Consider the following 18,855-nt stretch of genomic DNA (forward strand, 5'->3'; position numbering starts at 1 on the left):
TCGCTCCGGCCATGCCGACCCGTGTCTCCACCGGCCCGACCTGCGTCCCCTGGCCGGCTCGCGTCTCCTGGTCGGCTCGCGCCAGGCTGCCCGGGACTCGCGCCGGGGTGACCACTGGGCGGCCCGGCGTCTGCGCCCGGCTGGCCCGGGTCGCCACTGTGCTGACCGGGGTACCCACCAGACTGGCCGACATCTGCGCCGAGCGGACCGGCGTGCCCACCGGGTGGGCCTGCATGGCCGCCGGGCTGGCCGGGCTTCCCGTACGGGCCTGGGTTCTCGCCGGGCGGACCTGCGTGCCCGCTGTGCTGGCCGGGGCTCGCGCCAGGCTGGCCGGGGTGCCCACCACCGGGCTGACCTGGGTCTCCGCCGTACTGACCTGGCCGCTGACCTTCCCTGGGCCCTCCGGCCTCGTCAGCGGGACCCCCGCCTCGCATGGTTCACCGCTCTCTCTTCCGAAGCTGTGGCTAGGGATTCTAACCCCCATATCCGGACAAGGTAGACGCAAACTGTGGCGTTGATCACGACACCGAGCTGGAGCCGACTACCCAGGTGTTGCACTGGTATGCCTTCGGGCGGGTGTAGCCCTGACGGAACCAGGCCGCGTTGCTGCGCGTGTTCCCGTGGTCGCGAGGCCCTCCCGGCGGGTCGCCCAGGTGGCTGTAGGCCCACAGGAGCGTGTTGCGCTTGGTGGTGTCGATCGGATACGAGGCGGCGACCGACTGCATGAACATGCCGCCGAAACACGTCGCCTGCAGTTCGTGCCGGCGGCTCAGGGCCATCTTGCCGCTCTGGGAGCTGGAGTCGAGCGTCTGCTGCCACCAGGAGTCGGAGATGCCCGTGAGGTTCTGGATGTGGTGCCCGTACTCGTGGGCCATCATGCTGATGATGATCCCGTTCCACGAGCCGAGCGGGCCGTACTCCCTCGCCATGGCCGAGGTGGAGGCGTAGATCGTGCTGTTGCTCGGGCAGTAGTACGGCACGTTGCTGCCGGGGGAGGGATAGTCGCCGCACGCGCCCCTGCCCTTGCGCGCCGCGATCATGTAGTGCGGCGGGCTCCAGTCGAACCCCACCCGCTCCAGTGCCGGCCCCCACGCCTTGCCCATGCACGTGCCGGTCTTGAGGATCAGCGCCTTGAACTGGGCGTGGTTGTAGATGCTCGCGTTCCCCGCCCGGCAGTTCGTCGTCGCCAGCGACCCGGCCCGATAGAGGCTGTTGTTCTTCGTCGTGCGGTTGAGCACGGGCTTCGGCCGCGTCGTGGGCTGAGAGGTCGGCTTCGACGTCGGCTTCGAGGTGGGCTGCTCGGACGGTTCCGTGCTCGTGGTGGCGTCGTCCGTGGGGAACGGCGAGAAGGTGAAGCTCGGGATCGCGACCGGCGAGACCGTCTCGGTGTGGTGCGTGAGGCCGGTCAGCGCGCCCACGACCACGATGAGCACGAAGACCAGCGCCAGCACGCCCATGAGCGCGCCGATGACCGCCCCTCCGCCGGACTTGCGGCGGGGTGGCCGCCAGGCGGGCGGCGGATAGGGGGCGCCGGGCCCGCGCGGGGGAGGCGGAGGCTGCGGAGCCCACCCCGGCCCCTGGGGCGGCGCCGGCTGCTGCGCCGGTGGCGGTGGCACCTGGAACGGCGTGCCCTGTGGTGCTGCCAGGGGTGCCGGCTGGGGCATCGGCTGCGGAGGTGCCTGGGGCGGCGCTTGGGGCGGTGCGGCCTGGAACGGCGCCGCTTGGAACTGCATGCCCTGCGCAGGGCCGGGGGACGCCGTGCTCCCCATCGATCCCGGGAAGTCCTGCGGATATCCGGGCCCGCCCGGCGCGTACGCCTGGCCTCCCTGGTGGCCCGCCGCCCCGTTCGGCGCGTACGGTGCGCCGGGTTGCGGGGCCGCCGGGGCAGTGGGGGACGGCGAGGGTGCGTAGGGCTGCCCGTAGGGCCCGGCGTACGACTGGGCCGGCGGTTGCGCAGAGGGGTGCGCGGGGGCTTGCACAGAGGGCTGCACAGAGGGCTGCGCAGAAGGTTGCACAGGCGGCTGCGCGAAGGACTGCGCGGGAGGCTGCGCGTGCGCTCCGGCACCCGCCGCATCCGGCCACCCCGAAGCCTGTGGCTGAGGCTGTGCGCCGCCCTGGAACTGCGCCCCACCCGGAGAGTGTGCGCCGCCCTGGAACTGCGCCTCACCTGAGAACTGTGCCCCGCCCTGGAACTGCGCCCCACCTGAAAACTGCGCCCCGCTGTGGAACGGTGCCTCACCCTGGAACGGCGTCCCTCCCTGGGGGCCGGACTGGTAGGGCGTCGCGCCGGGATAAGGGGTGCCCTGCCCGTAGGCGCCGCCTTGCGCGTCCGCCCCGGCCTGAGCTCCCGGGCCGTAGGGCGGTGTGCCCTGCCTGTAGGCGCCGCCCTGCGCGTCCGCCCCCGCCTGAGCTGCTGGGCCGTACGGTGGCGCGGCCTGCGAATAAGGGCTGCCGCCGTTCGGTCCGGGATACGGAACCCCGCCCTGCGGCTGAGACCCGGGGTACGCCCCGGAGCCCTGCGGCTGGGGCCCGGGATAGAGACCATCGCCCTGCTGCATGCCGGGGACGGCGGGAGCGCCCTGGGAGGCGGCGTTAGCCGGATAGGCCGGGCCGGGAGACGGGGCCGGGTACGCGGGCGGGCCCTGGGGGTGCGCCCCGGGCGGGTAGGGCGTGCCGTACGGCTGACCTCCCGGCGGCTGGGAGCCGTTCTGCGGCTGCGCCGGCGGCGGGTAAGGAGTGGTGCCGGGCGCCTGCTGCCATGCGCCGCCCTCGAGTCCGCTCCACCCCTGCGGGCCGTACGGCCCCGGCGTCGCGCCGGGTGATCCCGATGCGTCCGGTGCGCCGGGCACGGCCTCCTGCTGCGGCGAGTACGGCGGCCCCGAATAGGGATAACTCTCCCCCGGCGGCTCCTGGGGAGGGTGCTGCTGCGCCACGACTTTGCCCCCTTTGTGGATTTGGGGCAAAAGAATACTGAAATCTCATCCATCACGGATGTAGCAGATGTCGGGCACGATGTGTAATCGACCAGCGTGATCTCTGCGATGTTCCGGAATCGCCGGGCTCGTCTGCCCTAGCGTTTTTCGCATGAATCTGCAGCAGCTCCGTTATGTGGTCGCCACTGCGGAGCACCGCACCATGACCGATGCCGCCAGATCGCTCTATATCGCGCAGCCTGCTCTGTCCCGCGCGATACGCGACCTGGAACGTGAACTCGGAATGACGCTTTTCGCCCGCTCGGGCCGGGGGGTCGTCGTGACGGCCCAGGGACGCCGGGTGGTGAAGCTGGCCCGCGAGGCCCTCGACGCGGTGGCCGAGATCGAGGCCCTCGCGACGCAGACCAACTCCTCCGGCGCCGAACTGCGGATCGCGTCCACCCCGAGCCTGGAGCCCGGCCTCGCCGGGCGTCTGCTGCCCGCCTACGCCGCCGAGCATCCGGGGATACGGGTACAGATCGTGCGGTGCGAGGGCCGGGAGGCGGTGGTCAGCGCGGTCCGCGAGCAACGGGCCGATCTCGGGCTGACCGACCTCCCGGTGCCCACCGACCTGGTGAGCCACCCGCTCGAACGCCAGGAGATCGTGCTGATCTCCCCGCCCGGCCTCGACCTGCCCGACCCCGTCCCCGTGGCCAGGCTCGACGGCATGCGGCTGGTGCTGCCCTCCCCCGGCAGCCCCCGCCGCAGGGAGTTCGACCAGATTTTCGCCACGCACGGCGTCCGTCCGGTCCCGGCCGTCGAGTCCGACGAGCGCCGTGGCTGGCTGCGGACCGTACGGGAGGGCCGGGCCTCGCTGCTGTGGTACCGGGGCATGGCCGAGCAGGCGGCCAGGGCGGGCCTGGTGATCCGCTCGCTCGATCCCTCGCTCCGCAAGATCATCGCGGTTGTGCACGCCCGGCGGCGGCTGCCCGCGATGGCGCAGCACTTCGTGGCTCTGGCCGAGGGCGGCTCGGCGGCGTGACCACATGCCGTCTTTTTGGACCGTTCCATGACCGCGTCTCCGGCGGGCAAGCGAGAGGACGCCGTACCGCTAGGGAGTGTCTGACAAATGCTGCCCGCCGCGAGCGCGTAGGTGGATGCGTCGCAAGGCGGAGGAGGAGCTCGCGGAGGCTGCGGGCGGCGAATCCGCGCCCCGCGGAGATTGCGAGCCTGCGAGCAATCTTCGTGGGTGGGGTGAGAACCCAGCGAGGCGCCGCCTGGGCCACGCGCAGCGGGGCCATGATTTGTCAGCACGACCTAGTACGCTGGCCGCGATGTCCACTTCGCCGATGCCCGCCGAGGCGCCCGGCCTGTCGGCCGTCCTGCGCCTGCGCGGCCGTGCCTTCGGTCCCGGCGACTTCGCGGTCATGGCCGTGGTCAACCGGACCCCCGACTCCTTCTACGACAGGGGATCGACCTACGCCTTCTCGGCCGCGGTCGACGCCGCCTCCCGCCTCATCGAGGAGGGTGCGGACATCGTGGACATCGGCGGCGTGAAGGCCGGTCCCGGCACGGAGGTCGATCCGGCCGAGGAGATACGCCGTGTCGCGGAGGTCGTCGCCGCGGTGCGCGACCGGCACCCCGATGTGATCATCAGCGTCGACACGTGGCGGTCGGAGGTCGCCAAGGTCGTCGCCGAGGCCGGGGCCGACCTGCTCAACGACACCTGGGGCGGGGTGGACCCCCAGCTCGCCGAAGTAGCCGCGGCGTACGGCATCGGCCTGGTCTGTGCGCACGCCGGGCGGGTCGAGCCGCGCACCCGCCCCCACCGCATCGCGTACGAGGACGTGGTGGCCGACGTGGTCGCGTACACGACGGACCTCGCCGAGCGCGCGGTCGCCGCGGGAGTCCGCCGCGACGCGATCCTGATCGACCCGGCCCACGACTTCGGCAAGAACACGTGGCACTCGCTGGAGGTCAGCAGGCGGCTCGACGAGCTGACCGCCACAGGGTGGCCGGTGCTGGTGGCCGTCTCCAACAAGGACTTCGTCGGCGAGACACTGGGCGGCCTGCCCGTCGAGGAGCGCCACGCCGGCACGCTGGCCACGCTCGCCGTGTCGGCGCTGCAGGGCGCCCGGGTGTTCCGCGTCCACGACGCGGCGAGCGCCCGTACGGCTCTCGCTGTCGTCACCCGCCTCTCCGGCGCGCCCTCCTAGCCCCTCGATCCGGCGAGGCCGGGCGGAGGGACCGGAGCTTTGTTCCGGCGCGGTGACCGCAGCGAAGGCCTGAGACCGGGCCCCGCGGCAATTCCGAGCTTGCGAGGATTCGTGGGTGAAGCCGAGCGGGCTTCGCGAAGACCAGAGCTCCTGTTTCCCGTGGGGTGACCGGCCCTGCCGCCTGCAACCGCTCACGACCTGCCGCGTGTGTCCGGCGGGCCCCCGAGGCGGGCGCAACCGGACCGGCCGCGACGAGACCGGGCCGCGATCAAAGCGGTGGACAGGGCGTTCGGGCTGTGGCTAACGTGTCGGCCATGTCGAGCCCCGAGGCGTCGAGACGCTAGCCACCGGTCATTCGGTGGCTGAGCCGTCGCACCCCTGAACTGTCGCGCCGCTGAGCCCTCGTATCACTGAGCTGGTCGCACCACTGAGCGGTCGCAGTACTGCGTGGGCGCGTCGTCCGTCGGGCGCCGAGCCGCGGCGTGGGTGGCATGTCCTGCCGCGTGCGTCTCGCGATATGCCGGGCCGCACGTGGCTCTGCACATCGCCCTGTCGCTCGGCACTTCACGCGGATCGCCGCCTCCGTCGCCGCCCGGCATCGCCGTAGGGGGAGCGCTTTCGCGCCCGTCGCAGCGCCGCTGCGGGGTGTCTGCCACCGAATCACCGTCGTACGGGCCGTTTCTCCTGGGGCTCCGCGCACGATCGTCTTCGACTGCTCCTGCCGCCGGACCCCGGGTTCGTTCGCGCGTTGATCCCGCGTGCCCGGCCGGGTGCTCCTCTCGTCGTCCGGCTGTGGTCCGCAGCGGCTCACCGCGTGCTCATCGACGTTCGCGATCCCCTTCGTGGGCCTTCGCGACCTTTACGACGCGGTGGAGTTGTCATGCCAATCGCCATCTACATGCTCGGACTGGCGGTCTTCGCCCAGGGAACCTCCGAGTTCATGCTGTCGGGCCTGGTGCCCGGCATAGCCCGCGACCTTCACGTGTCCGTCCCCGCCACGGGGGCGCTGACATCGGCCTTCGCCGTGGGGATGATCGTGGGCGCGCCCCTGACGGCCGTCCTCGGCTTCCGGTGGCCGAGACGGCGGGCGCTGCTGGTCTTCCTGACCGTCTTCGTGGTCGTTCACGTGGTGGGCGCGGTCACCACGAGCTTCGGCGTTCTGCTGGCCGCCCGCGTCGCCGGAGCGCTGGCCAACGCCGGATTCCTGGCCGTGGGTCTCGCGACGGCGACCGCCATGGCGGGGCCCGGCGCCAAGGGCCGGGCCGCCTCCGTACTGCTCGGCGGGATCACGCTCGCCTGCGTCGCCGGGGTGCCGGCCGGTGCCGTGCTCGGCCAGGTATGGGGCTGGCGCTCGGCGTTCTGGGCGGTGGCGATCGTCTCGGTGCCGGCCGTCATCGCGATCGCGGTCGCCATTCCGACCACGCCAACGGTGACGCCCCTGCCATCGGAGACGGCTACGCGCCCAGAGGCGGCCACGAACCCGGGGACGGCCATGCCGTCCGAGGCGGCCGTGCCCGGTGCGCGGCGCGAGCTGAGAGCGTTGCGCCGTCCCCGGCTGCTCGTGACCCTCGTGCTCGGCGCGCTGGTGAACGGCGCCACGTTCTGCACCTTCACCTTCCTGGCTCCGGTGGTCACCGAGGTCGCCGGCTACGGCCCGCGGTGGGTGCCGGTGCTGCTGGCGATCTTCGGCCTGGGATCATTCGCCGGTGTGACGATCGGCGGCAGGATGGCGGACCGGCGGCCGATGCGGCTGCTGGTGCCCGGCGGCCTGGCCCTGACGGCAGGCTGGGTCGCATTCGGCATGGTCGCGGGCGACCCGGCCGCCGTCCTCGTGCTCGTCTTCGTGCAGGGCACGCTGTCCTTCGCCGTCGGCTCCACGCTGATCACGCGGGCGCTCTACGAGGCGTACGACGCGCCGTCTCTGGGCGGCTCGTTCGCGACCGCCGCCCTCAACGTGGGCGCGACCGCCGGGCCCCTGCTGGGCGGGGCCGCCATCGGCGCCGGGCTGGGCTACCGGTCTCCCCTGTGGGTGAGCGCGCTGCTGGTCGCGCTGGCGCTCGCTGTGGCGGGAGCGGAGCGGAAGGGAACGAGGACCACAGCGAAGGCCTGAGACCGGGCCTCGCGGAAGTTCCGAGCTTGTGAGGAGCTTCGCGGGTGAGGCCGGGCAGGCTCCGCAAGGACCGGAGGTCCCTTCCGGCGCAGTGACCGACCCCGGCGCAGTGACCGACCCCGGCGCGGTGACCGACCCCGGCGCGGTGACCGACCCCGGTGTCGGTCAGACCGCCCCCGCCAGGCCCTTTGGGCCGGTGAGTCAGGAGTACAGCACCGAAAGGAAGCGGACGAGGATCGCCTCGCGGGTGGCGGCAGGCAGGGCGTCGAGCACGGCGTTCACCACCGCCATCCCGGGCTGTGCCGGCGTTCCCGGCTCCGCTGTTCCCGGCTCCGCTGTTCCCGGCTCCGCCGTCGCGGTGAGGTCGATCCCCACCGACGCGGCGAGCTCGGCGAACGTGGCGTCGTCCAGCGCGTCGAGGTCGAGTGACGCGATGAGCTCGGGCAGGCCCTCGGGCACATCGGCCGGCCCGCGTCGCCGGGCGGCGTCGGCGGCCTCCGCGATCACCTCCAGCATCGGGTCCACCCCCGCCAGCGTCACACCGGTCACCGTGATGTGGATGTTGGCGGGGATCCCGGCGTACGACAGCTGGGGCTGGAGGAACCAGCCGAGCCGGCGCGCCTCGTCGGCGAGGACGAAGACGTCCACCTCGGGGGAGCCGGCGATGGCGACCAGCGCGGTCTCGGGCTCCCCGAGCACCCGCAGCCCGGGGATCTTCGCCACGCCCTCGGCCAGCCGCCGGGTCGCCTCCAGCGTCCTGCGGCCGAGCTCCAGGTAGCCCTCCCGGCCGAGGGCCTGCAGGGTGGCCCAGGCGCCGCCGAGCGGTCCGGCCGACCGCGAGCTCTGCACGGTCGCGTTGATGATCGTGTAGCCGGGCCAGGCCGCCGAGGCGAAGTAGGCCCGGCGGCGCAGCTCCGCGTCGCGGAACAGCAGCACCGACGCCCCCTTCGGCGCGTACCCGAACTTGTGCAGGTCGCACGAGATCGAGGTGACGCCGGGCACGCTCAGGTCGAACGGCGGGATCGCGGCGCCCGCCTCGCGCAGCCACGGCAGCAGCCAGCCGCCGACGCAGGCGTCCACGTGGCACGGCACGCCGCGCGCGGCGGCGAGCACGGCGACCTCCTCGACCGGGTCGACCACGCCCTGCGGGTAGGAGGGGGCCGACACCACCGCCAACGCCGTACGGTCGTCGAGCGCGGCCTCGAACGCCGGGACCGAGGCCCGATAGGTGACCGGGTCGACCGGCACCGGCACGACCTCCATGCCGAGGTAGTGCGCGGCCTTGTGGAACGCCGGGTGCGCGGTGACCGGCAGCACGACCCGGGTCGCGCCGGGCCTGGCGTCGCGGGCGGCCTTCACCGCCAGCATGATCGACTCGGTGCCGCCGCTGGTGAAGATCCCCGGCGCGCCGGGACGGCCGAGCAGCTCGGCGACCGCCCCGACCACCTGCCGCTCCAGCGCGACCATGCTGGGGAAGGCCGTCGGGTCGAGCATGTTGACTTCGAGCATCTCCGCGTACGCCCGCTGCGCGGCCTCGTGCACCTCCGGCAGGCCGGTGTCGTAGACGTAGGCCGTGACCTTGCCGCCGCGCACCGGCAGGTCGGCCTCCTTGAGGGCGGTCAGCTCGGCGAGCAGTTCGGTGACGGGCCTGCCGTGATCGGGAAGCAATGGATCTCCTCAACGTGCTAGGGGGAGCCGGACGACGGCGCGCAGTCCGGGGGAGGCGTCCTCCAGGTGGACCGTACCGCCGTGGGCCTCGACCGTGGTGCGCACGATCGCGAGTCCGAGCCCGGCGCCGCCGTCGTCGCGGCTGCGCGCGTCGTCGAGCCGGGTGAACCGGTCGAAGACCCGCTCCCGGTCCTCGGGCGGGATGCCCGGCCCGTCGTCGGTGACGGTCAGCTCGGCGGTGTCCCCCTCGGCGTGTACGCCGATCCGGACCGCCGACGCCGCGTGCCGCAGGGCGTTGTCGACCAGGTTGGCGAGCACCCGCCGCAGGTCGACCGCGTCGCCGAGCACGACGGGAGGCGCGCCGGGCGGCAGGTCGAGGTCGAGGCCGTGCCGCTCGGCCGTACGGCGGGCCATCTCGGCCAGGTCGACCGGCTCCCGCCGGCCGGCGCGGCCCTCGTCGAGCCGGGCGAGGGCGAGCAGGTCCTCGGCGAGGCGGGACAGCCGCAGGGTGTCCTCCAGCACCCCTTCGGCGGTCTCCTTCCAGTCCTGGCCGTCCGGGTGGCTGAGCGCGACCTCGAGCTGGAGCCGGATGCTCGCGAGCGGGCTGCGCAGCTCGTGTGCCGCGTCGGAGACCAGCGCCCGCTGGCGCGCGTCGGCCTCCTCCAGCCGCCCGAGCATGTCGTTGAGCGTGGTGGCGAGCGCGTGCACCTCGTCGTGCGCCTCGGGCACCGGCAGGCGCCGTGACCGGGCCGTGGCGCCCACCTCGGCCGCGCCCCGCCGCAGCAGCGCGATCGGCCGCAGCGTGCGCCCGACGACCAGCCACGAGACCGCCGCGAGCAGCGCGAGCAGGAGCGGCATGCCGGCGATCAGCACGTGCCCGATGGTCACGAGGCTGCGTTCCACCTCGCCGAACGACCGGGCCACGATCACCGTCACGCCGCGGTCCGCGCTGAGCGCCCGCACCCGCAGCGGCCCCGGCAGCGCGTACGGCCGGCCGTCGAGGAACAGCGGCGTCCCGGTGCGTACGGCGGCCTCCCGGGCCTGCGCGGACAGCAGGGGGACCAGGCGGTCGGTGTTGGGGGTGGCGTCGACGATCCGCCCGTCCCGGTCGAGCACCTGCACGATCGTGTTGTCCACCGAGACGACGGGATCGGACAGCCGGTTCGCGTCCGACAACGCGACGATCTCACGTCCCCGCTGGTATACCTGCTCGTCGATGCCCTGGACGAGCGCCCTGCCGAGCACCGCGACGAACACGTACGCCGACCCGGCGAGGGCGAGGGCCAGCACGGCGGTGGCGGCCGCGGTGACCCGGAACCGCAGGCTCTGCCGCCGCCACCACGTCACTGGGCGGATGAGCAGGCCGGACACCGGGCTGGAAACAGGGCTCGGCACAGTTCCGGACACAGTTCCGGACACAGTTCCGGACACAGTTCCGGACACAGGGCCGGGCACAGAGCCGGACACACGGCTGGACACAGGGCCGGACACGGCTCAGCCGCCGTCGCTCGCGAGCCGGTATCCGGCCCCGCGCACGGTCTGCAGGGCGGCGCGCCCGAACGGCGTGTCGATCTTCCTGCGCAGATAGCCGACGTACACCTCGACCACGTTCGGATCGGTGTCGTAGGTGTCCCACACGTGCTCCAGGATCTCGGGCTTCGACACCACCTCGCCCGGCCGGCGCATCAGATATTCGAGCAGGGCGAACTCCCTGGGCGTCAGCTCGACCGGCGCCTCGCCCCGGGTGACCGTACGCGCCGCCGGATCGAGCGACAGGTCGCCGGCGCGCAGCACGGCGGGCCTGCGGCCGCCGCCCCGGCGCAGCAGCGCCCGGAGCCGGGCCACCAGCACCACGTACGAGAACGGCTTGGTGAGGTAGTCGTCGGCGCCGAGGTCGAGCCCGTCGGCCATGTCGTATTCGCCGTCCTTGGCCGACAGCATGAGGATCGGCACCCAGTTCTCCTCCGCCCGCAACTGCTTGCACACGTTGTAGCCGGACATGCCGGGCAGCATGATGTCGAGCACGACCACGTCGTAGTCGCCGACGCGCGCCAGGTGCAGGCCCTCGTTCCCGTCGTGCGCGAGGTCGACGGCGAAGCCCTCCGCCTGCAGCCCGCGGCGCAGCGCCGCCGCCATCCGCCGCTCGTCCTCCACCACCAGAACCCGCATTGCCCCAGTGTGGCCCCTTTTGGACGTGCGGGCGCGGCCAGTCTGAGAGACCTCTCAGTCCGTCTCAGCGTCGGCACAGGAACGTCTCGGCAGTCTCGGGTCATCAGCTTTCCGCACATAGTGGGAGATGTGAAATGGCGAAGAGAGCCCGCGCCGTGAGGTGGGGAGTGCCGGTGGCGGCGGTGGCCGTCGTGGCGGCGGCCGTGGGGACGGGGCCGGTGATCGCGGCGGTGCGCAGCGAGCCGTCCCTGCCCGACCGTACGGCGGAGCAGTTGCTGGCCGACGTCGCGCGCACCTGGCAGAACGGCCGGATGCCGCAGATGTCCGGCACGATCGTCGAGACGGCGTCGCTCGGCCTGCCCGCGCTGCCCGGCCTGTCCGGGTCGTCCGGAGGACCGGGGCCGTCCGGCGGGGCCTCGCCGGCGTCGCTGCTGTCGGGGTCGCACCAGCTCAAGATCTGGTACGCGGGGGAGGACAGGTTCCGCCTCATGCTGCCGGGGGAGATGAGCGAGACCGACGTCGTCGCCAACGGCGGCACGGTCTGGCTGTGGGACAGCGCCGCCAACACGGCGACCCGTCTCACCGTCCCGGCCGGGTCCGGCGGCGAGCACGGCGGGCCCGGTGGGCCTGGTGGGCCTGGTGGGCCTGGTCGGCACGGCGGGCACGGCGGGCCCTTCCCGATGCGCTCCGGAGCCGCGTCGCCGTTCGCGACGCCGGACCAGGCCGCGCGGCAGGCGCTGGAGGCGGCCGGCACCGACACCGCGATCAGCGTCGGCGACGACGTCACGGTCGCGGGCCGCGCGGCCTACCAGATCGTGCTGACGCCGAAGTCGGCCGACTCGCTGATCAGGGATGTCCGGGTGGCGCTCGACGGCGAGAAGCTGATCCCGCTGCGCGTCCAGGTGTACACGAAGGGGGCGGCCGAGCCGGCCTTCGAAGTCGGCTTCGAGTCGCTGTCGTTCACCGCTCCCGCGCCGGAGAACTTCTCCTTCACTCCGCCGGCCGGAGCGAAGGTCGAGGAGGGCACGGCCACGCCCCCGGCGGACCACCGGCCGGAGGCGGCCGCCGAGGCGCACGACCGCGGCCGCGTCGTCGGCTCCGGCTGGGACAGTGTCCTCGTCACCTCCCTGCCGGAGACCCCTGCCCAGAAGCCCGACGCCCCCGCCCAGAAGCAGGACGAGAAGGGGCGTGGCGGCCTGGACGTGGCCGCGCTGCTGGACGGCCTGAAGGGCGCCGCCACCCCCGTCAGCGGGGAGTGGGGCAGCGGCCGGCTGCTGAGCACCAAGGTGGTGTCGATCCTGATCACCGACGACGGCCGCCTGCTCGCCGGCGCCGTCACCCCGGAGGCCCTCTACCGCGCGGCCGGTGTGAAGGGATGACCGAGCCCACGCACCGCGCGCGAGCGGGAATCCGGGCGGGAATCCGGGCGGGAATCCGAGCGGAGGTCGCGGGGGACCGGCGGGACGCGGTGACGGTGGGCACGCGCGCGGGGGCGTCACGGGAGGACACCGGGGCGCCCCCGCCCTCCGCCGGAACCTCGGACGCGGACGCCATCGTCACGTCCGGTCTCACCAAGCGCTTCCGCGGCGGCCAGGTGGCCGTCGACGGCGTCGGCCTGGCCGTGCCGCGCGGCTCGGTCTTCGGCTTCCTCGGCCCCAACGGCTCGGGCAAGACCACGACGATCCGCATGCTGCTCGGCCTGGTCGCCCCGACCTCGGGCACGTGGTCGCTGCTCGGGACGCCCATGCCGGACGGGCCGGCCCGGGCGCTGCCACGCGTCGGCGCGGTGGTCGAGGGGCCGGCCTTCTATCCGTACCTGTCGGGCGAGGCCAACCTGCGCCGCCTCGACGCGGCCGATCCGTCGGCCGACGCGCGTACGGCACCGGCCAGGATCGCCGCGGCGCTGGAGCGGGTGGGGCTGACGGCGGCGGCGGGCAAGCGCTACCGCACCTACTCGCTCGGCATGCGCCAGCGCCTGGCCATCGCGGCCGCACTGCTGGTGCCCAGGGAGCTGCTCGTGCTCGACGAGCCGACCAACGGCCTCGACCCGCAGGGCACCCGCGAGGTCCGCACGCTGATCAGGAGGATCGCCGAGGACGGCACGACCGTCTTCGTCTCCTCCCATCTGCTGAGCGAGGTCGAGCAGATGTGCACCCACGTCGGTGTCATGCGCGCCGGCCGGCTCGTCGCCCAGGGCCCGATCGCCGCGCTGCGCGCGTCGGGCGAGGAGCCGCGCCTGCGGGTGGAGACGCCGGACACGGACGCGGCGGCGGCCGTGCTGGCCGGGGCCGGGCTCGGCGACGTACGCGTCGCGGACGACGAGGTCACGGCGGTCATCGGCGCCCGGGCGCCGGAAGAGATCTGCGCGCTGCTCGTCGGGGAGGGCGTGGCCGTGCGCGGGTTCGGCGTGGTGCGTCCCACGCTCGAAGACGTCTTCGTCGGGCTGACGGGGGAGGGGTTCGATGTCGATGGGTGAGAACGGGACCGCGGTGTCGGAGGCCCGGCCGCCGGTGCGCCAGGAGGCGGCACCGCCGAGGGAGGAGCGGACCCCCGCCGAGTCCACCCGGCCCGCCCCGGGCCCGGCGCGGCACCTGACGCGGCTGCTGGCCTCCGAGATCGGGCTGACGTTCCGCCGCCCGCGCAACCTCGCGATGCTCGCGGTGCTCGCGGTCGTGCCGGTGGTGGTCGGCATCGCGGTGCGGGTCGCGTCGGACGGTGACGCGGGGGGCTCGATCATCGGACAGATCGCGGGCAACGGCCTGATGCTGACCTTCGCCGCGTTCGTCGTCATGATGCCGATCGTGCTGCCGCTGACCGTGGCGGTCGTGGCGGGCGACGCGATCGCCGGCGAGGCGGCCCAGGGCACGCTGCGCTACCTGCTCGTCGCCCCGGCCGGCCGCACCAGGCTGCTGCTGGTGAAATACGCCAACATCGTGGTCTTCTGTCTCGCGGCGTGTGCCCTGGTGGCGGTGTCGGCGCTGGTGACCGGGCTGGTGCTGTTCCCGGTGGGGCCGGTGACGCTGCTGTCGGGCGCGACGATCCCGGCGGCCGACGCCCTGCTGCGCGTCGGGGTGGTCGTCCTGTACGCCGCCGCGGGGATGGCCGCGCTCGGCGCGGTCGCGCTCGCGGTCTCCACGCTCACCGAGGCGCCGATCGGGGCGGTCGCCACGAGTGTCGTGCTGGTGGTGGTCAGCCAGGTGCTGAGCGCGATCCCGCAGGTGGCGGCCGTACGTCCGGTCCTGCTGACCTGGTGGTGGAGCGCGTTCGACGGGGCGTTGCGGGCGCCGATGGCGTTCGACGAGATGGGGCGAGGGCTGTTCGCCTTCGCCGCGTACGTCCTGGTTTTCGGCTCTTTCGCCTGGTCACGCTTCACGAGTAAGGACATCACGGCGTAAGTGCTGCCCTTTACCGTTCTTTATCGCTAGTGTTGCCGCGGACCTCTCACCCAAGGTGGTGTTCATGCGGCACTTCTTCGGGCTGCTCCTTGGCGTTGTCGTCGCGGCGGCTCTTCTCCTCGGTGGTGGATGGGCGTCCCAGGAGCTGGTCCGGGGAGCGGCGCAGATCGTCGACCCGGCCAAGGACACCCGGATGCTGATCGCGGTCGGAGCGATGGCGGTCGTGGGCCTGCTGCTCGGGCTGGTGCTGGTCGGCCGGGTGTCACCGCTGGCGACGTTCGTCCCCTCGATGGCGCTGCTGGCCTGGACCGTGGTCTACGTGCTCGACGTGTCGCGCGCCGCGAGCCTGGTGCCCACCGGGCCGTCGGTGCAGGCCGAGCTGCTGCAGGCCGGCCGGGGGATGCTCATGCTGCTGTCCACCGGCGTGTACGCCCTGCTCGGTGTGGCGCTGTTCCTCCCGGTGCTCATGCCGTCGCGCTGGGCCCGTCCGGAGCGGGACGAGGAAGAGGAGGAGTACGAGGAGTCGTACGGCTTCTGAGATAGAGGTCGGCCACGACGTCCTCGATCGAGGCGCGTCCCGGCGCGGTCGCCCGCAGCTCGTCCACGGTGCCGTCGAAGGCCAGCCTGCCGTGGTCGATCAGCAGCACGCGCCGGCACAGCCGCTCCACGTCGCCCAGGTCGTGGGTGGTCAGCAGCACCGTCGTCCCGTGCTCCGCGCATCGCCGCCGCAGGAAGTCGCGCACCTCCGCCTTGCTGACGACGTCGAGCCCGATCGTCGGCTCGTCCAGCACGAGCACGGCGGGGTCGTGCAGCAGCGCGGCGGCGATGTCGCCGCGCATCCGCTGGCCCAGGCTGAGCTGGCGCACCGGCGTGGCGAGGAAGCCGCCCAGGTCGAGCCGGTCGCACATGTCGTCGAGGCGCTCCCGGAACACCTTGCGATCTACTTTGTAAAGGAGCCGGACCAGCTCCAGGCTGTCCCGCAGCGGCAGGTCCCACCACAGGGTCGTCCGCTGGCCGAAGACGACGCCGATCCTGCGGGCGAGAGCCGTACGCCGCCGGGACGGATCGAGACCGGCCACCCTCACCCGGCCCGACGTGGGCGTGAGGATCCCGGTCAGCATCTTGATCGTGGTGGACTTGCCCGCGCCGTTCGGGCCGAGGCACGCGACGAACTCCCCGGCCGCGACCCGGAAGGACAGGTCCCGTACGGCGTGCACGATCCGGCCCCGGACCCTGAAGGTCCTGCCGACCCCGTCTGCCTCGATCACTCGTCTCAGCTCCCCGTCGATCGGTAGCGGCGGATCCCCGCCCGCCACGCGAGCGCGGCGACGGCGGCCAGTGCGAGCGCGGCGGCGGGGGACAGCAGGCCCGTCCAGGACGGCAGCCCGAGCGGATCGGGCCGGCCGAGCACATAGAGGCCCGGCTGCCAGTTGACGAACGCCAGCGGCAGCCCGAATGTCAGCCCCCGCACGATGCGGGGGTCGTAGACGCTCAGCGGATACTGCGTGAGCGTCGCCCCGCCGTACGTGAACGCGTTGGCCACCTCGGGAGCGGCGGTGAGCAGGAACTGCAGCGCGCCGCCGAGCGTGAAGAGCGCCGCGAAGATCACGATGCCCGAGACGACCATGACCGGCACCATCCAGACGCGGCCGAGCGGGACGTCCAGCCGCGACAGGCCCACGGCGAGCACGGCCCCCGCCTGGATCGACCGGCCGATCCGGTGCGGCGTGAACCGGTCGGAGGCGACCTGCACGAAGGGCGACGCGGGCCGGATCAGCATGACGTCGAGCGTGCCGGACACGATGTGCCGGCTGATCCTGTCGAGATTGCCGAACAGCAGGTCGGCGAGCGCGAAGGCCAGCTGCGACGCGCCGTAGAGGAACATGACCTCGGTCAGCCCGAAGCCGGCCAGCCTGTCGGTGTTGGCGAAGATCACCCAGATGGCCGCGATGTCGAGGCCGCCGACCACCGCCCCGCCCGCCGTCATGAGCGCGAACGACACCGGATATTGCGCCGCCGCCCGCGTCCACGTCCAGGCGAGCAGCGCGTACGTCCTGATCACGGGCGCTCACCCACCCTGGATCACGACCTTCCTGCGGGCGGCGCCGGTCATCAGCGCGCCCAGCGCCAGCAGGACGGCCGCCCACAGGGCCTGGAAGCCGAGGGCGCGGGCGGGATCGGCCGTGCCGAGATAGACGTCGGCGGGCACCTGCGCCATCGCCGACCACGGCAGCGCCCGGGACAGCTCCCCGAACCACCCGGGGAAGATCGACAGCGGCAGCATGAGCCCGCTGAAGAACGTCGTGAGCACCATCGACAGCACCGCGAGACCCCGGTCGTCCATCACCCAGCAGGTGGCCAGCGCGACGATGTAACGCCACGCGAAGCTCACGAGCACGCCCAGGGCGACGCTCAGGAGGAACGCGGCCGGGGCGTGCGGGGCGACGATGCCGAAAAGCAGCGCGCCCACGAGGGTCGGCGGGCCGCCGCGGACGGCGAAGAGATACACCGCCCGGCCCAGATCCTCCGACAGGCACCACAACTGCAGGGACGCCGGGCGGACCAGGTCGAGCGCGACGTCGCCGGTGCGGATCCGCTCCGGCAGGTCGAGGCCGCCGCCGAAGAGCTGCATCGGGCCGATGAACGCCTGCGTGAGGAAGGTGAAGGTGACCGCGCCCGCCACGTCGTACCCGCCGAGGCCGGGACGGGCCTGCCACAGCGCGATCAGCACGTACGCGCGGAGCACGCCGAAGACGGTGTTGGTGAACGCCCCGGCCAGCGCGGCGGCCCAGTAGGTCGCGTGCCTGCGGAAGCCGTACCAGGCCAGCCGCGGGTAGAGGGCGACGGCGGCGCCGTGGCCGGGGATCACCGTCATAAGTGCCTCATATCCTGGGCTGTTACCTTGTCGTAACCTTGCCGTAAGGGGAGTGAAACGTGCCTAGCGGTAGAACGGATGACCTAACAGGGAATGTCCCTTTTGGGAGGCTTGCATGGGACATGAGCTGAATGTAGACATACGCCCGGAATATCCGGTCAGCTGGCAGGCCGCCGCGATCAACGGAGTCCTGCGGGGCACCATGAAGCCGATCTCCACCATCCTCGTGCGCAACACCGCGGGAATGGCCGTGGCCAGCCGCATCATGTGCCTCGGCGAGCGGGTCCCCGGCATCCTCCCCAAGCACGTGTCCATCGTTCCAGACGAGTTCGGCTCGTGCACGGGGGAATGGGTGCGCGGCGGTCCCGGCCTGGACGAGGGCAAGGTGGTGCTCTACTTCCACGGCGGGGCCTACTTCGTCTGCTCCCCGGCCACCCACCGGCCGATCACGTGGCGGTTGTCGGCCGCCGCCGGCCGTCCGGTGTTCTCCCTCGACTACCGCCAGGGCCCGGTGCACTCCCTCGCCGAGTCGCTGTCGGACGCGCTCCAGGCGTACGAGTGCCTGCTCGGCCGCGGGTACGCCGCCAGGGACATCGTGCTGGCCGGGGACTCCGCCGGAGGGCATCTCACCCTCGCCACGCTGCTGGCCCTGCGCGACCGGGGCATGCCGCTGCCCGCCGCCGGCATCTGCCTGTCTCCCTGGGCCGACCTCAGCACCAGCCGGCACCGCGCCAACGCATGGTCCGACCCCATGCTCCCCGCCGGACGCGTCGACTGGCTCGCCCGCCGCTGGACCGACGGCCTCGACCGCTGCGACCCCCTCGTGTCCCCCGTGTACGGCGACTACACCGGCATCCCCCCGCTGATGATCGTCACCGGCTCCACCGAGGTCCTGCGCGACGAGGCCCGCCGGGTCGCGGTCAGCGCGCGCGAGGACGGCGTGCAGGTGACCTACGAGGAGTGGAACCGCATGCCGCACATCTTCCCCCTCTTCGCCGACGCCCTCCCCGAAGGCCGCCTGTTCTTCGACCACGTCTCCCGCTTCCTCGACGCCGTCCAGGCCCACTCCTCCACTCCCGGCGCCGAGGCCGCCTGAGCACTTCGGGAAAACGGCCGCCGGAATGCGCGGCCGTTCGCGAGGCCGCCGCACCGGGGTCAGCAGGTGACGGCGTGGACCGGCGTCGTCTGCGAGGCGTGGTCGCCGTAGCCCGAGGTGCTGTACGCCTGGGAATGCGCGGAGGCCTGACAGGACCCGGGCCGGCAGGCGACCCCGGCGTCGCAGGAGATCGAGCCGTACACGACGGCGGCGCCGCCCGTCCGGGTGAAGGAGAGGCTGGGCGAACAGGCGATCGGGGTGTCTTTACGGAGAACGGCGCTCATTTGTGGCTTATGAGACCAATGTGACCTGCGGTTTCTCCGATTCACCTTACCTAAAGGTGCCATTGGGCTTACCTCTCATGCCGCTTGTCGCTACTTGAGCGCGTGGTGCGTTCCAACCGGCCACAGTGGC

General features: G+C 72.8%; 17 protein-coding genes. 9 read left to right on the forward strand and 8 right to left on the reverse strand.

What is annotated here, in order from left to right; translation table 11 throughout:
* Positions 1-11: 11 nt before the first annotated feature.
* On the forward strand, positions 12-518 hold the full coding sequence (locus HCK04_RS17250) for a hypothetical protein (RefSeq protein ID WP_142648350.1): 507 nt from the start codon (positions 12-14) through the stop codon (positions 516-518).
* On the opposite strand, the gene HCK04_RS17255 is transcribed toward HCK04_RS17250, so the two are convergent.
* A complete protein-coding gene (locus HCK04_RS17255; protein WP_142648351.1) occupies positions 519-1,664 on the reverse strand; it encodes a neutral zinc metallopeptidase in 1,146 nt (381 codons plus the stop codon).
* A gap of 1,420 nt (positions 1,665-3,084) precedes the next feature.
* Between HCK04_RS17255 and HCK04_RS17260 the strand changes: the two genes are divergently transcribed.
* From HCK04_RS17260 to HCK04_RS17270, 3 genes are all read left to right on the forward strand, one after another.
* A complete protein-coding gene (locus HCK04_RS17260) occupies positions 3,085-3,954 on the forward strand; it encodes a LysR family transcriptional regulator (protein ID WP_142648352.1) in 870 nt (289 codons plus the stop codon).
* Positions 3,955-4,246: 292 nt separating this feature from the next.
* Complete coding sequence (folP, locus tag HCK04_RS17265; RefSeq protein ID WP_142648353.1) at positions 4,247-5,128, forward strand: dihydropteroate synthase; 882 nt, start codon at positions 4,247-4,249, stop codon at positions 5,126-5,128.
* An 880-nt stretch (positions 5,129-6,008) separates the two neighbouring features.
* Positions 6,009-7,238, forward strand: a complete 1,230-nt coding sequence (locus HCK04_RS17270; protein ID WP_142648354.1) for a Cmx/CmrA family chloramphenicol efflux MFS transporter — start codon at positions 6,009-6,011, stop codon at positions 7,236-7,238.
* A 201-nt stretch (positions 7,239-7,439) separates the two neighbouring features.
* On the opposite strand, the gene HCK04_RS17275 is transcribed toward HCK04_RS17270, so the two are convergent.
* The 3 genes from HCK04_RS17275 to HCK04_RS17285 form a co-directional block, all read right to left on the reverse strand.
* Positions 7,440-8,906: an aspartate aminotransferase family protein gene (locus HCK04_RS17275; protein WP_142648355.1), complete on the reverse strand. Its 1,467-nt coding sequence runs from the start codon at positions 8,904-8,906 to the stop codon at positions 7,440-7,442.
* Between the two features lie 9 nt (positions 8,907-8,915).
* On the reverse strand, positions 8,916-10,301 hold the full coding sequence (locus HCK04_RS17280; RefSeq protein ID WP_260617310.1) for an ATP-binding protein: 1,386 nt from the start codon (positions 10,299-10,301) through the stop codon (positions 8,916-8,918).
* A gap of 99 nt (positions 10,302-10,400) precedes the next feature.
* The gene (locus HCK04_RS17285) at positions 10,401-11,075 is read right to left on the reverse strand and encodes a response regulator transcription factor (protein WP_142648356.1); all 675 of its coding nucleotides are present in this window, start codon (positions 11,073-11,075) and stop codon (positions 10,401-10,403) included.
* A 134-nt stretch (positions 11,076-11,209) separates the two neighbouring features.
* Here HCK04_RS17285 and HCK04_RS17290 point away from each other — a divergent pair, with 134 nt between their 5' ends.
* The 4 genes from HCK04_RS17290 to HCK04_RS17305 all read left to right on the forward strand — a co-directional run bounded on the left by HCK04_RS17290 (position 11,210) and on the right by HCK04_RS17305 (position 15,008).
* Positions 11,210-12,454: a DUF2092 domain-containing protein gene (locus HCK04_RS17290; RefSeq protein WP_168066003.1), complete on the forward strand. Its 1,245-nt coding sequence runs from the start codon at positions 11,210-11,212 to the stop codon at positions 12,452-12,454.
* Positions 12,451-13,551, forward strand: coding sequence for an ABC transporter ATP-binding protein (locus HCK04_RS17295; RefSeq protein WP_142648359.1), 1,101 nt, complete (start codon positions 12,451-12,453; stop codon positions 13,549-13,551). Before HCK04_RS17290 ends, HCK04_RS17295 begins: the two co-directional genes overlap by 4 nt.
* Complete coding sequence (locus HCK04_RS17300) at positions 13,538-14,470, forward strand: ABC transporter permease (protein ID WP_240971509.1); 933 nt, start codon at positions 13,538-13,540, stop codon at positions 14,468-14,470. The genes HCK04_RS17295 and HCK04_RS17300 overlap by 14 nt, the downstream gene beginning before the upstream one ends.
* A gap of 64 nt (positions 14,471-14,534) precedes the next feature.
* The gene (locus tag HCK04_RS17305; RefSeq protein ID WP_142648360.1) at positions 14,535-15,008 is read left to right on the forward strand and encodes a hypothetical protein; all 474 of its coding nucleotides are present in this window, start codon (positions 14,535-14,537) and stop codon (positions 15,006-15,008) included.
* On the opposite strand, the gene HCK04_RS17310 is transcribed toward HCK04_RS17305, so the two are convergent.
* Genes HCK04_RS17310 through HCK04_RS17320 form a run of 3 tightly spaced genes read right to left on the reverse strand, consistent with a single transcriptional unit; the run spans position 14,935 to position 17,345 of the window.
* Entirely contained in the window at positions 14,935-15,738 is an 804-nt protein-coding gene (locus tag HCK04_RS17310) for an ATP-binding cassette domain-containing protein (protein WP_142648361.1), read from the reverse strand. The genes HCK04_RS17305 and HCK04_RS17310 overlap by 74 nt on opposite strands.
* Before the next feature lie 5 nt (positions 15,739-15,743).
* Positions 15,744-16,532, reverse strand: a complete 789-nt coding sequence (locus HCK04_RS17315; protein WP_142648362.1) for an ABC-2 family transporter protein — start codon at positions 16,530-16,532, stop codon at positions 15,744-15,746.
* Between the two features lie 6 nt (positions 16,533-16,538).
* Positions 16,539-17,345, reverse strand: coding sequence for an ABC-2 family transporter protein (locus HCK04_RS17320; RefSeq protein WP_142648363.1), 807 nt, complete (start codon positions 17,343-17,345; stop codon positions 16,539-16,541).
* Between the two features lie 115 nt (positions 17,346-17,460).
* On the opposite strand from HCK04_RS17320, the gene HCK04_RS17325 reads away from it, so the two are divergent.
* A complete protein-coding gene (locus tag HCK04_RS17325) occupies positions 17,461-18,441 on the forward strand; it encodes an alpha/beta hydrolase (RefSeq protein ID WP_142648364.1) in 981 nt (326 codons plus the stop codon).
* A 59-nt stretch (positions 18,442-18,500) separates the two neighbouring features.
* On the opposite strand, the gene HCK04_RS17330 is transcribed toward HCK04_RS17325, so the two are convergent.
* Positions 18,501-18,725, reverse strand: coding sequence for a hypothetical protein (locus HCK04_RS17330; protein ID WP_142648365.1), 225 nt, complete (start codon positions 18,723-18,725; stop codon positions 18,501-18,503).
* Between the last annotated feature and the right edge of the window lie 130 nt (positions 18,726-18,855).

The sequence above is a fragment of the Microbispora sp. CL1-1 genome, assembly GCF_012034195.1.
Taxonomy (GTDB): domain Bacteria; phylum Actinomycetota; class Actinomycetes; order Streptosporangiales; family Streptosporangiaceae; genus Microbispora.

Coding starts and splice junctions, on each gene's coding strand:
- HCK04_RS17250 (WP_142648350.1), top strand. CDS start 12: ATGCCGACCCGTGTCTCCACCGGCCCGACCTGCGTCCCCTGGCCGGCT.
- HCK04_RS17255 (WP_142648351.1), bottom strand. CDS start 1,664: ATGCCCCAGCCGGCACCCCTGGCAGCACCACAGGGCACGCCGTTCCAG.
- HCK04_RS17260 (WP_142648352.1), top strand. CDS start 3,085: ATGAATCTGCAGCAGCTCCGTTATGTGGTCGCCACTGCGGAGCACCGC.
- folP (WP_142648353.1), top strand. CDS start 4,247: ATGTCCACTTCGCCGATGCCCGCCGAGGCGCCCGGCCTGTCGGCCGTC.
- HCK04_RS17270 (WP_142648354.1), top strand. CDS start 6,009: ATGCCAATCGCCATCTACATGCTCGGACTGGCGGTCTTCGCCCAGGGA.
- HCK04_RS17285 (WP_142648356.1), bottom strand. CDS start 11,075: ATGCGGGTTCTGGTGGTGGAGGACGAGCGGCGGATGGCGGCGGCGCTG.
- HCK04_RS17290 (WP_168066003.1), top strand. CDS start 11,210: ATGGCGAAGAGAGCCCGCGCCGTGAGGTGGGGAGTGCCGGTGGCGGCG.
- HCK04_RS17295 (WP_142648359.1), top strand. CDS start 12,451: ATGACCGAGCCCACGCACCGCGCGCGAGCGGGAATCCGGGCGGGAATC.
- HCK04_RS17300 (WP_240971509.1), top strand. CDS start 13,538: ATGTCGATGGGTGAGAACGGGACCGCGGTGTCGGAGGCCCGGCCGCCG.
- HCK04_RS17305 (WP_142648360.1), top strand. CDS start 14,535: ATGCGGCACTTCTTCGGGCTGCTCCTTGGCGTTGTCGTCGCGGCGGCT.
- HCK04_RS17320 (WP_142648363.1), bottom strand. CDS start 17,345: ATGACGGTGATCCCCGGCCACGGCGCCGCCGTCGCCCTCTACCCGCGG.
- HCK04_RS17325 (WP_142648364.1), top strand. CDS start 17,461: ATGGGACATGAGCTGAATGTAGACATACGCCCGGAATATCCGGTCAGC.
- HCK04_RS17330 (WP_142648365.1), bottom strand. CDS start 18,725: ATGAGCGCCGTTCTCCGTAAAGACACCCCGATCGCCTGTTCGCCCAGC.